The organism is Leifsonia sp. 563 (genome assembly GCF_040545055.1).
Taxonomy (GTDB): domain Bacteria; phylum Actinomycetota; class Actinomycetes; order Actinomycetales; family Microbacteriaceae; genus Leifsonia.
The window spans coordinates 42237-55640 of the sequence record NZ_JBEPLE010000002.1 but is presented as its reverse complement, the minus strand read 5'-3'; the positions used below and the strand labels follow the sequence as shown (position 1 = coordinate 55640).

12 protein-coding genes are annotated in these 13404 nt (G+C 71.3%); 7 read left to right on the top strand and 5 right to left on the bottom strand.

The features are described from left to right. The first annotated feature begins 33 nt into the window (after positions 1-33). The 4 genes from ABIC47_RS07315 to ABIC47_RS07300 all read left to right on the top strand — a co-directional run bounded on the left by ABIC47_RS07315 (position 34) and on the right by ABIC47_RS07300 (position 4069). Positions 34-1761, top strand: coding sequence for a cation:proton antiporter (locus ABIC47_RS07315; protein WP_354478855.1), 1728 nt, complete (start codon positions 34-36; stop codon positions 1759-1761). A 107-nt stretch (positions 1762-1868) separates the two neighbouring features. Next, positions 1869-2063 (top strand): hypothetical protein, encoded by a 195-nt coding sequence (locus ABIC47_RS07310; protein ID WP_018189672.1) that lies wholly within the window; start codon positions 1869-1871, stop codon positions 2061-2063. Positions 2064-2093: 30 nt separating this feature from the next. Beyond that, entirely contained in the window at positions 2094-2534 is a 441-nt protein-coding gene (locus ABIC47_RS07305) for a Fur family transcriptional regulator (protein ID WP_018189671.1), read from the top strand. A 41-nt stretch (positions 2535-2575) separates the two neighbouring features. After that, the gene (locus ABIC47_RS07300; RefSeq protein WP_018189670.1) at positions 2576-4069 is read left to right on the top strand and encodes a catalase; all 1494 of its coding nucleotides are present in this window, start codon (positions 2576-2578) and stop codon (positions 4067-4069) included. 74 nt (positions 4070-4143) lie between these two features. Here the strand turns inward: ABIC47_RS07300 and ABIC47_RS07295 are convergent, their stop codons facing one another. Next, the gene (locus tag ABIC47_RS07295; RefSeq protein WP_354478852.1) at positions 4144-4836 is read right to left on the bottom strand and encodes a PhzF family phenazine biosynthesis protein; all 693 of its coding nucleotides are present in this window, start codon (positions 4834-4836) and stop codon (positions 4144-4146) included. A 58-nt stretch (positions 4837-4894) separates the two neighbouring features. Between ABIC47_RS07295 and ABIC47_RS07290 the strand changes: the two genes are divergently transcribed. After that, complete coding sequence (locus ABIC47_RS07290; RefSeq protein ID WP_018189668.1) at positions 4895-5119, top strand: three-helix bundle dimerization domain-containing protein; 225 nt, start codon at positions 4895-4897, stop codon at positions 5117-5119. A 27-nt stretch (positions 5120-5146) separates the two neighbouring features. On the opposite strand, the gene ABIC47_RS07285 is transcribed toward ABIC47_RS07290, so the two are convergent. Next, positions 5147-6631 carry an NAD-dependent succinate-semialdehyde dehydrogenase gene (locus ABIC47_RS07285; protein WP_354478850.1) on the bottom strand — a complete coding sequence of 495 codons (1485 nt, stop codon included), beginning with the start codon at positions 6629-6631 and terminating at the stop codon, positions 5147-5149. Next, entirely contained in the window at positions 6628-7989 is a 1362-nt protein-coding gene (gene gabT / locus ABIC47_RS07280; protein WP_354478847.1) for a 4-aminobutyrate--2-oxoglutarate transaminase, read from the bottom strand. Before gabT ends, ABIC47_RS07285 begins: the two co-directional genes overlap by 4 nt. A 91-nt stretch (positions 7990-8080) precedes the next feature. On the opposite strand from gabT, the gene ABIC47_RS07275 reads away from it, so the two are divergent. After that, entirely contained in the window at positions 8081-9532 is a 1452-nt protein-coding gene (locus ABIC47_RS07275; protein ID WP_020075712.1) for a PucR family transcriptional regulator, read from the top strand. Between the two features lie 101 nt (positions 9533-9633). After that, complete coding sequence (locus tag ABIC47_RS07270; protein ID WP_354478844.1) at positions 9634-10557, top strand: aldose 1-epimerase family protein; 924 nt, start codon at positions 9634-9636, stop codon at positions 10555-10557. A gap of 143 nt (positions 10558-10700) precedes the next feature. On the opposite strand, the gene ABIC47_RS07265 is transcribed toward ABIC47_RS07270, so the two are convergent. Both ABIC47_RS07265 and ABIC47_RS07260 read right to left on the bottom strand, forming a co-directional pair. Further along, positions 10701-12311 carry an alpha-amylase family glycosyl hydrolase gene (locus ABIC47_RS07265; protein WP_354478841.1) on the bottom strand — a complete coding sequence of 537 codons (1611 nt, stop codon included), beginning with the start codon at positions 12309-12311 and terminating at the stop codon, positions 10701-10703. 57 nt (positions 12312-12368) lie between these two features. Further along, complete coding sequence (locus ABIC47_RS07260) at positions 12369-13379, bottom strand: LacI family DNA-binding transcriptional regulator (RefSeq protein ID WP_354478838.1); 1011 nt, start codon at positions 13377-13379, stop codon at positions 12369-12371. Positions 13380-13404 lie beyond the last annotated feature (25 nt).

The window sequence follows — 13404 nt, the reverse complement described above, 5'->3', positions numbered from 1 at the left end:
GCGCCCCGCCGGACGGCCCCGTACGCTTAGAGGATGGAGCTGGGCGTCTATGCGGTGATCGCTGTGGCGGTCATCGTCGGCGTGGCCGCATTCTCGCGGAAGCTCGGCATCGCCGCTCCGATCATCCTCGTCATCGTCGGCGTCACGCTGTCGTTCCTGCCCGGCGTCCCCGACATCGAGGTGCCGCCCGAGATCATCCTCGACGGCCTTCTCCCGCCGATCCTGTACGCGGCGGCCATCAGCGTCCCGCTGACCGACTTCCGGCGGAACCTCGCCCCGATCGCCGGCCTCTCCGTCGTGCTCGTCGTGATCACGGCCTTCGCCTCGGGCTTCGTGCTGTACACGATGCTGCCGGATCTCAACCTCGCGGCGGCCATCGCGCTCGGCGCGATCATCAGCCCGCCCGACGCCGTCGCGGCCACGTCGATCGGCCGCAAGCTCGGCCTCCCGCCCCGCCTCCTGACCGTGCTGGAGGGCGAGGGCCTGGTCAACGACGCCACCGCCCTCGTGCTCCTGCGGACGGCCCTCGCGGCCGCGCTCGGCGCCCTCGCGACTCCGTGGGCGGGCGTCGTCGACTTCATCTCGGCCGTGGTCATCGCGCTCGTCGTGGGTCTCGTCGTCGGCTTCGTCTCGGTCTGGGTGCGGTCCAAGCTCAGCGACCCGGTGCTCGACACGGCGCTCTCCGTGGTGGTGCCGTTCGCCGCGTTCGCGCCGACCGAGGCCCTGCACGGCTCCGGCGTCCTCGCTGTCGTCATCACCGGCCTCTACACCGGGCACGCCGCACCGCGTCAGTTCAGCGCGCAGGCGAGGATCAGTGACCAGATCAACTGGCGCACCATCCAGTTCCTGCTCGAGAACGGCGTCTTCCTGCTGATCGGGCTCGAACTGCGGACGCTGGTCGGCGACGTCGAGAACCCCGAGGTGCTGAGCGTGTGGAACGCCGTCGGCCTCGGGCTCATCGCCGTGCTCTCGCTCATCGTCATCCGGTTCGTGCTCATCGTCCCGCTCATCTTCGGCCTGCGAAGACGCGCGGAGCACGCCGAACGCTCCGTGCTGCGCGAGTGGCTGATGATCAGCTACTTCCGCGACCATCCCGTCCGCTATCGATGGCAGGCTCTGCGGAAGCAGCGGGCGGAGCAGCGATACGAACGGCATCGCACCGACCTGGAGGAGTACCGGCAGGAGGCGATCGACTGGAAGGGCGGCGTCGTCCTCGGCTGGGCCGGGATGCGCGGCGTCGTCACCCTCGCGGCGGCGCAGTCGCTGCCGAGCGACATCCCCTACCGCCCCCAGCTCATCCTCATCGCATTCACCGTCGCGTTCGTCAGCCTGGTGGTGCAGGGCGGGACGCTGCCCTGGCTGATCCGCACCCTCGGCCTCCAGGGCGCGGACGCCCGGGAGGACCGCCGGCTGCTCGCGCAGCTCCTCGACGACCTGAGCGAGGCCGGACTCGCGGTGCTCGACGACCCGGAGACCGCGGCCCAGACCACGACGACGATCGACCCTGAGGTGGTCGAGCGGGTGCGGCAGTCGTCGTACCTGCGCGCGGAGTCCGCGTGGGAGCGCACCCTGCTGAGCGACGCACCCCAGGACAGCCGCCCGCACCACGTCTACCGGACGCTGCGGCTCGCCGTCGTGGACGCCGAGCGCGAGCGGCTGCTGCTCGAACGCTCCCGCGGGTCGTATCCCTCCCGCGTCCTCACCGAGGCGCAGGCGCTGCTCGATCTCGAGGAGACCCGCCTCCGCTCCCGCTCGCGGTAGCGATTCCTGACAGACCTCTGCGAACGCCGGCCTGCCGCGTCACGACCGCCCCGTCCTCTCGTCTCAAGTGGATGAGACCCGCAGGGGGCGGGAGGAAGAGGAGCGTCATGGAGCTCACCGTGATTCGCAACCGCGACCGACGTCGCATGGTCGTCGCCGTCGAGGCCGAGACCGAGGGCGACGCCCTGCGCGCGATCAGCAAAGCCATCGGCCCGGTCACCGTCGCGCATGAGAAGCTGCCGGTCCGCCGGTCGCGCGCCGAACTCGGGCGGCGCCACGCCCGGGTCATCACGTATTTTTAGTTATTCAAAACATCGCGCTAGTGTCGAGTCATGGACACGGCACGGCTCGAGAGCGCACTGCGCGATGCCGGCCTGAAAGCGACACGTGGCCGGGTCGCGGTGCTGGAAGCGCTGACCGACCGGCCGCACGCGAATGCGGAGACCGTCTTCCGGACGCTGCTGCCGACCCTTCCGGGCACGTCGATCCAGAACGTCCACAACGTTCTGGGCGACCTGACCGCCGCGGGACTGCTGCGGCGGATCGAGCCGGCAGGCTCGGCCGCGCTGTATGAGCGGCGCATCGGAGACAACCACCACCACGTGGTGTGCACCGGATGCGGTGCGGTCGCCGACGTCGACTGCGTCGTCGGTCACGCGCCCTGCCTGCATCCCTCGGATGCGGGCGGCTTCGCGATCGACACGGCCGAAGTCACTTTCTGGGGTCTGTGCCCGTCCTGCCAGGAGCGCGCCGCGCGTGCTCAGCAACCCTGAACGCTCAGCACTCGCGAGCGCTCACCGACACCGGGAGAACAATGACGGACGACTACACAACGACCCAGACCGGAACCCCCGTCGCCAGCGACGCCCACTCGCTGACGGCCGGCCGCGACGGCGTCACCGCGCTGCACGACCGCTACCTCGTCGAGAAGCTCGCCCAGTTCAACCGCGAGCGCATCCCGGAGCGCATCGTCCACGCGAAGGGCGGCGGCGCGTTCGGCGAGTTCGTCGTCACCGGCGACGTGACGGCCTACACCAAGGCGGCGGTCTTCCAGCCCGGCACCGCCACCCGCACCCTCCAGCGGTTCTCCTCCGTCGCCGGCGAGCAGGGCTCGCCCGACACCTGGCGCGACGTGCGCGGCTTCTCGGTGAAGTTCTACACGACCGAGGGCAATTACGACATCGTCGGCAACAACACTCCCGTCTTCTTCATCCGCGACGGCATCAAGTTCCCCGACTTCATCCACTCGCAGAAGCGCCTCCCCGGATCCGGCCTCCGTGACGCCGACATGCAGTGGGACTTCTGGACGCTGTCGCCCGAGTCCGCCCACCAGGTCACCTACCTCATGGGCGACCGCGGTCTCCCCCGCTCATGGCGGACCATGCCGGGCTACGGCTCGCACACCTACCAGTGGATCAACGCCGCGGGCGAGCGCTTCTGGGTGAAGTACCACTTCCACTCGCTGCAGGGCAACGAGGAGATCACGGGCGTCGAGGCCGAGCAGCTGGCCGGCGCCGACGCGGACCACTACCGCCGCGACCTGTACGAGGCGATCGAGCGCGGCGACTTCCCGGCGTGGCGGGTGTCCGTCCAGGTCATGCCGTACGAGGACGCCAAGACGTACCGCTTCAACCCGTTCGACCTGACCAAGGTGTGGCCGCACAGCGACTACCCGCTGATCGAGGTCGGCATCCACACCCTCAACGAGAACCCGCAGAACTTCTTCGCCGAGATCGAGCAGGCCGCGTTCTCGCCCGCCAATACCGTTCCCGGCATCGACATCAGCCCGGACAAGATGCTGATGGCCCGCGTGTTCTCCTACCCGGACGCCCAGCGCTACCGCGTCGGCACCAACTACAACGAGCTGCCGGTGAACCGCCCGGTCGCACCGGTCCACAACTACTCGCAGGACGGCGCGGCACGCCACGGCTTCAAGCCCGCGGACGCCCCGGTGTACGCGCCCAACTCGTTCGGCGGTCCGTCCGCCCAGGCGGAGCGTGCGGGTGAGGGCTCGTGGGAGTCCGACGGCGCGCTCGTCCGCTCGGCGGCGACGCTGCACGCGGAGGACGACGACTTCGGCCAGGCCGGCGCGCTCTACCGCGAGGTGTTCGACGACGCGGCGCGAGCCCGGTTCCTCGACACGATCGCCGGCGCCGTCGGCGGTGTGAAGCGCGAGGACATCCGCGAGCGCGCCATCCAGTACTGGACGAACGTGGATGCGTCGCTCGGTCGTGCGCTGCGCGACCGTCTCGACTCGGCGGCGCAGACCCCGGACGAGGCCGCGGAGTACGTGGGCGTCGCCGAGTAGGCACGCCCCATCCCGAACGCAGCACGCCGTCATCCCGCTCGGGATGGCGGCGTGCCGCGTTTCGGAGACCGCTGCTAGAGCGTCGCCTCGATGGTCCGGTCGTAGACCGTGGTTCCGCCGACGCGGATACGGCCGTCGCCCAGCGGCTCGGTCGCCAGCTGCGACCCCTCGCCCTGCAGGATGCTGAGCGGCCGGCCCAGGCGTGCCGTCAGCGCGATGGCCGCCGCGCCGGTCGCCTCGTCCTCGATGATCCCCATGTCCGGCGCGAACATCCGCGAGCGCAGCGTCCCCGCCGCCTCGTCGATCCACGCGTAGGCGTAGTGGTGGCCGGAGGTGAACGCGAACGGGTCGAGCGCGTCCACGTCCTCCGGCGACTGCAGCTCGAGCCACTCGAAGGTGGGCGCCCACTCGGCCCGGGCGGTGATCCACGCGGTGTCGTCGTCGACGGTGGCCTCGACGTCCCCGGCGGCCTCACGAAGCACGTCGACCGGGGTCCGCTGATCGGACAGCCACCAGGCCGTGCCGACGCTCGGGTGGCCCGCGAACGGCAGCTCGCGCGCCGGTGTGAAGATTCGGATCGTGGCGGCACGCCCCGCCTCGTCCAGCGCATCCACGAACACGGTCTCGCTGAAGCCGAGCGCGTTGGCGATGTCCTGCTCGCGGGACGCCGTGGCCGGGGAGCTCGTGATGATGCCGAGCTCGTTGCCGTTACGGCCGCTCTCGTTCGTGAACACTCGAACGACGACTACTTCGATGGTCTCATCCATGGCATCAGCCTGGCAGAAGGCCTCCACTTCGTTAACCCGGCGGGTGCATAATCGCGCCATGACGATCGACGACCGCCAGAACGCCAGCGAAGAGGACCTCGCCGTCGAGCACGCCGCCGAGCGGCTCGCCGAGCGCTATCCGCAGGTGCCGCGCGAGCGCATCGACGAGCTGGTCGAGAAGCACCACGAGGAGTTCGAGGGGGCGCCGGTCCGCGACTTCGTCCCGGTCCTCATCGAGCACGACGTGAAGCAGGAGTTGAACGCAGAAGAGCGCGCCGACTGATCGGCGCGCTCTCCCCCGTCGTCCCGGTCAGGCCGGGATCAGCGTGTACTTCGTGCTGAGGTACTCGTGGATGCCCTCCAGGCCGCCCTCGCGGCCCAGGCCCGACTGCTTCACGCCGCCGAACGGCGCAGCAGCGTTCGACACGAGGCCCGTGTTGAGGCCCATCATCCCGGTGTCGATCCGGTCGATCATCCGCTGGCCGCGAGCCAGGTCCTGGGTGAAGACGTATCCGACGAGGCCGTACTCGGTGGAGTTCGCCGCGGCCACCGCCTCGTCCTCGGTCGAGAAGGTGGTGATCGCGAGGATCGGCCCGAAGATCTCCTCGCGGAGGATCTCGCTGCCGGGCTGCACATCCACGATCACGGTCGGCTCGAAGAAGGAGCCGTCGCCCTCCGGCGCGGCACCGCCGGTGAGCACGCGGGCGCCGCGGCCCACCGCATCCTCGACCAGGGCCGACATGGATGCGACGGCACGGTCGTCGATCAGCGGCCCGATGGTGACGCCCTCCTCGGTGCCGCGCCCGATCCGCAGCGCCTGCACCTTCTCGGTGACACGGCGGGCGAACTCGTCGGCGACCGACTCGTGGACGATGAACCGGTTCGCCGCCGTGCAGGCCTGGCCGATGTTGCGGAACTTCGCGAGCATCGCGCCCTCCACCGCCTTGTCGAGGTCGGCGTCGCCGAACACGACGAACGGCGCGTTTCCGCCCAGCTCCATCGAGGTGCGCAGGACGTTCTGGCCGGCCTGGGCGAGCAACGACCGGCCGACCGGGGTCGATCCCGTGAACGACAGCTTGCGCAAGCGCGGGTCGGCGATGATCGGTTCGGACACCGTACGCGCCGTGCTCGTCGGGATGACGTTCACGACGCCGGCGGGCACACCGGCGTCGGCGAGCAGCTGAGCGAAGAACAGCGTGGTCAGGGGCGTCAGCTCGGCGGGCTTCACCACGACCGTGCAGCCCGCGGCGAGCGCTGGCGCGATCTTCCGGGTGGCCATGGCGAGCGGGAAGTTCCACGGGGTGATCAGGAAGCACGGGCCGACCGGACGCTGCGAGACGACCATCGTGCCGGTGCCCTCGGGGTTCTGGCCGAAGCGGCCGGAGATGCGCACCGCCTCCTCCGAGAACCAGCGCAGGAACTCGCCGCCGTAGGTGACCTCGCCGTTCGCCTCGGCGAGCGGCTTGCCCATCTCGAGCGTCATCAGCAGGGCGAAGTCGTCCCGGCGCTCCTGCAGCAGGTCGAAGGCGCGGCGGAGGATCTCGGCGCGGACGCGGGGCGCGGTGGCGGCCCACTCGTCGGCGGCGGCGACCGCGGCATCCAGCGCGCGCATCCCGTCCGAAGGATCGGCGTTGGCGATGCGCTTGATGACGCGCCCGGTGGCCGGATCCTGCACCTGGATCGGGTCGCGGGAGCCCGCCTCCCAGCGGCCCGCGATGAACAGGCCGTCGGGCACGCGGGCGAGCAGCTCGGCCTCGCGTGCGGTCAGCTCCGCGGTGGTGTCGACGATGGTCATGCGCCCGCCACCGCCTCTGCGATGACGTCCAGTCCCTCGATGAGGAGGTGGTCCGGGATGCTCAACGGAGGGAGGAAGCGGATGACGTTGCCGTATGTGCCGCAGGTGAGCAGCACGACACCGGCCGCGTGGGCCGCGGCGGCGACCTTCGCGGTGAGCGCGGCATCCGGCTCACCGGTTGCGGGGTCGACGAGCTCGATCGCGACCATCGCACCGCGGCCGCGCACCTCGGCGACGCGGGCGTCCGCGTCGCGCAGGGCGCCGAGCTTCTCGAACAGGATGTCGCCGATCTGCCGGGCGCGCGCCGCCAGGTCCTCCTGCTCGTAGGTCTCGATCGCGGCGAGCGCGGCGACGCAGGCGAGCGGGTTGCCGCCGTAGGTGCCGCCGAGGCCGCCGACCTGCGGGGCGTCCATGATCTCGGCGCGACCGGTGACGGCCGACAGCGGGAGGCCGCCCGCGATCCCCTTCGCGGTGACGATGAGGTCGGGGACGATGCCGAACTGCTCGGAGGCGAACATGGTGCCCGTGCGGGCGAAGCCGGTCTGAACCTCGTCGGCGATGAAGACGACGCCGTTGGCGTTCGCCCACTGCTGCAGGGCGGGGAGGAAGCCGTCGGCCGGGACGATGAAGCCGCCCTCGCCCTGGATCGGCTCGATGATGAGCGCGGCCAGGTTGGCTGCGCCGATCTGCTTCTCGATCATGGTGACGGCGCGCTTCGCCGCCTCGGCGCCGGAGAGCCCGCCGTCGCGCAACGGGTAGCTGAGCGGTGCGCGGTAGATCTCCGGGGCGAACGGTCCGAAGCCGTTCTTGTAGGGCTGGTTCTTGGCGGTGAGGCCCATCGTGAGGTTGGTGCGGCCGTGATACGCGTGGTCGAACGCGACCACGGCCTGCTTGCCCGTGTAGTGGCGGGCGATCTTGACGGCGTTCTCGACGGCCTCCGCCCCCGAGTTGAACAGGGCGCTGCGCTTGGCGAAGTCGCCGGGGGTCAGCCGGTTGAGCGCCTCGGCGACGTCGACGTACGAGTCGTACGGGGCGACGGTGAAGCAGGTGTGGGTGAAGGCCGCGACCTGCGCGCTGACGGCGTCCACGACGCGCGGGGCCGAGTTGCCGACGCCCGTCACGGCGATGCCGGAGCCGAAGTCGATGAGGGAGTTGCCATCCACATCCACCAGCACGCCGCCTCCCGCTGCGACCGTGTAGACGGGGATGGTCGTGCCGACGCCGGCGGCGACGGCCTGGGCCTTGCGCTCGGCGCGCTTGCGCGACTCGGGGCCGGGGATCGGGGTGACGAGCCGGCGCTCCTGCGGGAGCGAGGGTCCGCCGACGGGGGTGTCGATGGCGGTGTCGAGGATGGTCATGTGTCGAATGTAAGAAGTCGGCGCGAACCGCGACCTGGACGCGACGTACAATCACAGCGTCGGGGATCGACACCCTGGCAGATGGAGCACGATGCCCGCCACCCTCACCCAGCTGCTCGCGCGCGGCGAGCTGGGCCTGCGCCTGCTGACCCCCGCCGGAGTGGGCGACCCGGATGCGTCCCTCGCCTGGGCGCACAGCTCGGACCTGCCCGACCCGACGCCCTTCCTGTCGCGCGGCCAGGTGCTTCTGGTGACGGAGCCGCCGGAGGACGCAGAGCCGTACGTCGGCCGGCTGGCCGAACACGGCATCGCGGCGCTCGGCTTCGGGACGGAGGTGGTCCGTGACGGGGCGCCGGCAGCGCTCGTCGAGGCGTGCACCCGGCACGGCCTCCCGCTGTTCGAGGTGCCCTACCGGACGCCGTTCATCGCGATCGCGCGTTTCGTGGCCGACCGCGTGGCGGCCGATGCGTACGCCCGCAGCACCTGGGCGCTGCGTGCGTCGCGCGCGATCTCGCTCGCGGCCCTGCGGCCGGATGCCCTCGGCGCCGTGCTGTCCGAGCTGTCGCGGCAGATCGAGCGACCGGTCGCGCTCGTCGGCGGCGACGGCGCCGTTGCGCGCAGTTACCCGTCGGGTGCGCTCGACGCGCGGGCACGCAAGGCGCTCGCGGACGCCGCCGACCCGCTGCTGCGGAGCGGCCGTCGCGCGGCGGGCACGGTCGGGACCGACGCCGGACCGTTCGCCCTGCAGACCCTCGGCGCCGCCGGGCGCCTCCGCGGCGTCCTGGCCGTCGGGTCGGACGGGTTGGATGCCGCCGCACAGCAGGTCGTGACCGGCGTCGTCGCCCTGGCCGGGCTGGCGCTCGAACAGTCGCGGGCCGCCGACGCGGCACGGGAACGCCTCCGCACGGCGGTGTGGCGCGCCCTGCTCGCCGGGGACCTGGGTGTCGCCGCGTCCGTCGCCGAGCCGGTGCTGGGGGCGCTCCCCGCCGCGCCGCTCCGCGTCGCCGTGCTGAGCGGCCCGGCGATCGCCGCCGCGCTCGACTGGCTCGAGAGCAACGCATCCGGCTTCTTCGCGCGGGAGGGTGCCGACCTGCTCGTGCTCGGCGACGACGACGCGGCCTCGGCCATCGCGGTGCGGTTCGACCTGCGCGGCGGGCTGTCGGCTCCGGGCGAGCTGGATGCGCTGCCCGCCGCTCTGGAGCAGGCGATCGCGGCGCGCGGCCGCGCAACCGCCGATGACCCCATCCCGTCGTTCGAAGACGTGGCCGGGGCCGGGATGCTGGCGCTGCTGCACACGCCGGACGCCCGCGCGGTGGCGCAGAGCGCGCTCCGCCCGCTGACCGCCGCGGATCCGTCGCTGCCGGGCGTCCTACGCACCTGGCTCGACTCGGACGGCGTGTACGACGTCGCCGCCCGGAAGCTCGGCATCCACCGCCACACTCTCCGCGCGCGCGTCGCCGAGGCGGAGCGGCTGCTCGGTCGCGACCTCACCTCCTTCGCCGCCCGCGCCGACCTCTACGCCGCCCTCCGCGCCTCCGCCTGACGCAAGCCAGCAGCTCCTGAGTTTTTCGGTCTCAAGCGACTCATTCGCCCGAAAAACTCAGGAGCTGTTGGCTTGGGTGCATCGTTGGAGAGAATGGGCGGATGAGCACACCCATCTCCGGTACCCACTTCGGCCTCACGGCGGGCGACTACCACGCGACCATCGCGTCGGTCGGCGCCACCCTGCGGACGCTCCAGTTCGACGGACGCGACCTCGTCGTCCCGTTCGAGGCCGACGAGGTGCGTCCCGCGTTCCGCGGCGCCACCCTCGCACCCTGGCCGAACCGGGTCGTCGACGGCCGTTACACCTTCGACGGCGTCGAGCAGCAGCTCGCGCTCACCGAGCCCACCCGCGGGCACGCCCTGCACGGACTGGCGGCGTGGCTCGACTTCGTCGCGGTCGATCGAGCCGCGGACAGCGTGACGTTCGCCGCGACCATCGAGGCGCAGGCCGGCTACCCGCACCGCGTGGAGGTGACGGTCGCGTTCTCCCTCGACGAGGAGGGCCTGCACACGGCGGTGACCGGCACGAACACCGGGCCGACGCGCGCCCCGTGGGGCACCGGCCCGCACCCGTACCTCGTCGCGGGCGACGGCCGAGTGGACGACTGGACGCTGTCCCTCCCCGCCGACCAGGTCCTCACCGTCACCGAGGACCGCCTGATCCCGACCGGCCTCGCCGACGTCGCGACCGAGCAGGACGGCGACTGGGACTTCCGCACGCCCCGGACCATCGGCGACACCTTCATCGACCACGCCTTCACGGGCCTCAGCCGCTCGGCGGACGGCGTGGCCGTCGTCCGTGTCACGACCGCGGAGGGCACCGGAGTGGAGCTCGCCTGGGGCGAGGACTGCCCGTGGGTGCAGATCCACACGGCCGACCAGCCCGTCCCCGAGCTGAACCGACTCGGACTGGCCGTCGAGCCGATGACGTGCCCGCCGGATGCCTACAACTCGGGCACTGACCTCATCGTGCTGGAACCGGGAGCATCGGCCACCGCATCCTGGACCATCCGCGCCGTCTAGCGAAGGCCGTCCAGGGGAAGAAGGTGCGCGCGGCCTTCCACGACGGGCCGCGCGCACTGCGATGCTAGGCGGAGCCGGCCGTCGGCAACGCTGTACGCGGTGTCGAGCGGGTCATCCCGCCGTCGACACTCCGTCGGATGCGCTCACAGGGACAGCCACGCGAAGCCGTACGGGCCGAGCACGCGGCCGTCCCAACCCTCCGCGAGCGGCGCCTCCGGCTCGCCACCCAGGTCGAGGTGACGGCCGAGATCGAGCTCGACGGACTCGTCGGACAGGTTGTGCACGGTGAGGAGCCCGTCCCGCCGCAGGGCGAGGACGGAGGGGGCGCCCACGTCGAGCGCCGTCCATCCGGCTGCACCCGCCCCCTTCTCCCGGCGGAGCTCCGCGATCCTCCGCACGAGGGTCAGCAGCGACGCCGGGTCGCCCTCCTGCGCCCGCACGTTCACCTCCCGGAATCCGTACGGCCCGTCGACCTGCGCCGGCAGGGTGAGGGGCGACTCCTCCGCGCTCGTGAACCCGCCCCACCGCGAATCGTCCCACTGCATCGTGGTCCGGGCGGCTCCGCGACCCTTGATGCTCAGGTCGTCGCCGACTCCGAGCTCCTGGCCGGCGAGCAGCAGCGGGACGCCCGGCAGCGCGTACAGGAGGCTCAGGGTCATGCGCACCCGCTGATCGGGCTGCATCATCGGCGCCCAGCCACGACGGATGCCGCGCCCGTAGATCAGCATGGACGGCTCGGGCGCGAAATGCTCGAACGCCTCCTTCCGCTCGTCGTCGCTCAACTGCTGCAGGTCGAGCTCGTCGGCGTTGTGCACGAAGTTGAGCCGTGCGTCGGGCGGAATGGTGTCGTCGAGACGCCGGAGGGCATCCACGAGCGGCTGCGCCCGACCCCGGGTGAGCGCGAGGATGAGTGAGTTGTTCAGTGTGAAGTCGATGACCGCCTCGAACCGGCCGCGTTCGACGAGGGCCGCCATGAGTTCGGGCGACTCGTCCGCCTCGGCGATGAGCGCCACATCCTGCTTCACCTCGCGGAGGCGTGCGCGCAGGCGGTCGAAGAAGGAGCCGTCGTCCACGTCGGTGTCCGGCCGGCCTTTGCCCTGCACGATCAGGAGGGCCGCATCGATGCGAAAGCCGTCGACGCCGACCTCCAGCCAGTAGCTCAGCACCCGGACGATCTCCTCGAACACGTCCGGATCCGTGGCGTTGAGGTCCGGCTGGAATTCGTAGAACTGGTGGTGGTAGTACCGGCCGGCCCGGGGCTCGTACGCCCAGACCGCGTCGTCCTCGCCCGGGAACATCGGATGGTCGCCCGGCTCGACCGAGTCGTCCTCGCTCCAGATGAAGAAGCGTCCGGCGGTGGAGTCCGGCGCGTCGACGGCCGCGCGGAACCAGGCGTGCCGGTCGGAGGTGTGGTGCAGTACCGCGTCGATGAGGACGCGCATCCCCCGCTCGTGCGCCGCGTCGAGGAAGGCGCGCAGGCTGTCGAGGTCGCCGAACCGCGGATCGACGGCGAGATGGTCGTCGACGTCGTAGCCGTTGTCACGGCGGGCGCTGGGATAGAACGGCAGCAGCCAGATCCAGGTCACCCCGAGCGAGGCGACGTAGTCGAGGTGCTCGATCGCCCCCGCGAAGTCGCCGAACCCGTCGCCGTCGCCGTCCGCGAACCGCGACAGGTCGAGTCCGTACACCAGTTCGCCGGGATCGCCGGCCCAGGCGCCCGTCCAGTCGTCGGTGGTGGCAGCAGTGTTCGTCATGCTCCAGTCATACGCCCCCCGGTTCGGCGGGGCCTCGATCAGGCATCACTCCCGTCGTCAGGCGGGCGGCGGCGCCGTGCTCTCGCGGATGACGACGGTCGGGCGCTCCGAGGAGAACTTCCGTACCTTGCCGCCCGCGATCACGCCCTCGAGCAGATCGTAGGCGCGGGAGCCGAGCCCGACGAAGTCCTGGTCCACCGTGGTCAGCGGCGGGCTCCACATCCGGGCGAGAGGATGGTCGTCGAACCCGACGACGCTGACGTCCTGCGGCACGCGCTTCCCCTTCTCCACGAGACCCCGGATGACTCCCATCGCGATCTCGTCGTTTCCGCAGAACACGGCGGTGACCGACGGGTCGTCGGCGAGGGCACGTCCGATCTCGCGCCCGGACTCCGGCTCCCAGGTGGCGTCGACCGGCGGGGGAACCGGGGCTCCGTGGACGGTCAGCGCCCGCTTCCAGCCGGTCGTGCGGCCGTCCTCCTTGCGCGACGGCGGTACTCGGACGTGATGGACGGTGGAGTGGCCGAGTTCGAGGAGGTAGTCGACGACCTCTTCCGCGGCGTCCGCCTCGGCGAGCACCGCCTGGGGAACCCCCGACTCCCGGACGCCGGAGATCGACACGGTCGGGATGGACTTCGGCAGCCGATGCAGCGCCGCCACTCCCGGCGGGTCGAATTTGAGGACAACGACGCCGGCGATCGGCTGGTCGAGGACGAGCGACACGGCCCCGTCGACGGTCTCATCGTCGGCGGACTCCACCACGGTGATGCTCACGGTGTAGCCGGCCGCGCGGGCGCGTTCCTCGATACCGCGGATGGTCTCGGCGTACCCGTATCGGGAGGTGTTGCCTGCGATCACGGCGATGAGCCGCGGCTGACGGGCCACCAGCGCGCGTGCGGCGGCGGAGGGACGGAAGTCGAGCTCCCGGATCGCCTCCATGACACGTGAGCGCTTCTCGTCGGACACGTACGCCGCGCCGTTGAGGACGCGCGACACCGTCGGGACCGAGACGCCGGCGCGGCGCGCGACGTCGCTGATCACGGGCGGTTTCGGCGCGTTGTTCGGCATCGCCCTCAGCATAGCCACGCGCCCC

Bases quoted from the DNA above. Each gene is read 5' to 3' on its own strand.
- ABIC47_RS07295 (WP_354478852.1), bottom strand. From the start codon at position 4,836: ATGGATGAGACCATCGAAGTAGTCGTCGTTCGAGTGTTCACGAACGAG.
- ABIC47_RS07285 (WP_354478850.1), bottom strand. From the start codon at position 6,631: ATGACCATCGTCGACACCACCGCGGAGCTGACCGCACGCGAGGCCGAG.
- ABIC47_RS07265 (WP_354478841.1), bottom strand. From the start codon at position 12,311: ATGACGAACACTGCTGCCACCACCGACGACTGGACGGGCGCCTGGGCC.
- ABIC47_RS07300 (WP_018189670.1), top strand. From the start codon at position 2,576: ATGACGGACGACTACACAACGACCCAGACCGGAACCCCCGTCGCCAGC.
- ABIC47_RS07260 (WP_354478838.1), bottom strand. From the start codon at position 13,379: ATGCCGAACAACGCGCCGAAACCGCCCGTGATCAGCGACGTCGCGCGC.
- ABIC47_RS07290 (WP_018189668.1), top strand. From the start codon at position 4,895: ATGACGATCGACGACCGCCAGAACGCCAGCGAAGAGGACCTCGCCGTC.
- ABIC47_RS07310 (WP_018189672.1), top strand. From the start codon at position 1,869: ATGGAGCTCACCGTGATTCGCAACCGCGACCGACGTCGCATGGTCGTC.
- ABIC47_RS07315 (WP_354478855.1), top strand. From the start codon at position 34: ATGGAGCTGGGCGTCTATGCGGTGATCGCTGTGGCGGTCATCGTCGGC.
- ABIC47_RS07270 (WP_354478844.1), top strand. From the start codon at position 9,634: ATGAGCACACCCATCTCCGGTACCCACTTCGGCCTCACGGCGGGCGAC.
- gabT (WP_354478847.1), bottom strand. From the start codon at position 7,989: ATGACCATCCTCGACACCGCCATCGACACCCCCGTCGGCGGACCCTCG.
- ABIC47_RS07275 (WP_020075712.1), top strand. From the start codon at position 8,081: ATGCCCGCCACCCTCACCCAGCTGCTCGCGCGCGGCGAGCTGGGCCTG.
- ABIC47_RS07305 (WP_018189671.1), top strand. From the start codon at position 2,094: ATGGACACGGCACGGCTCGAGAGCGCACTGCGCGATGCCGGCCTGAAA.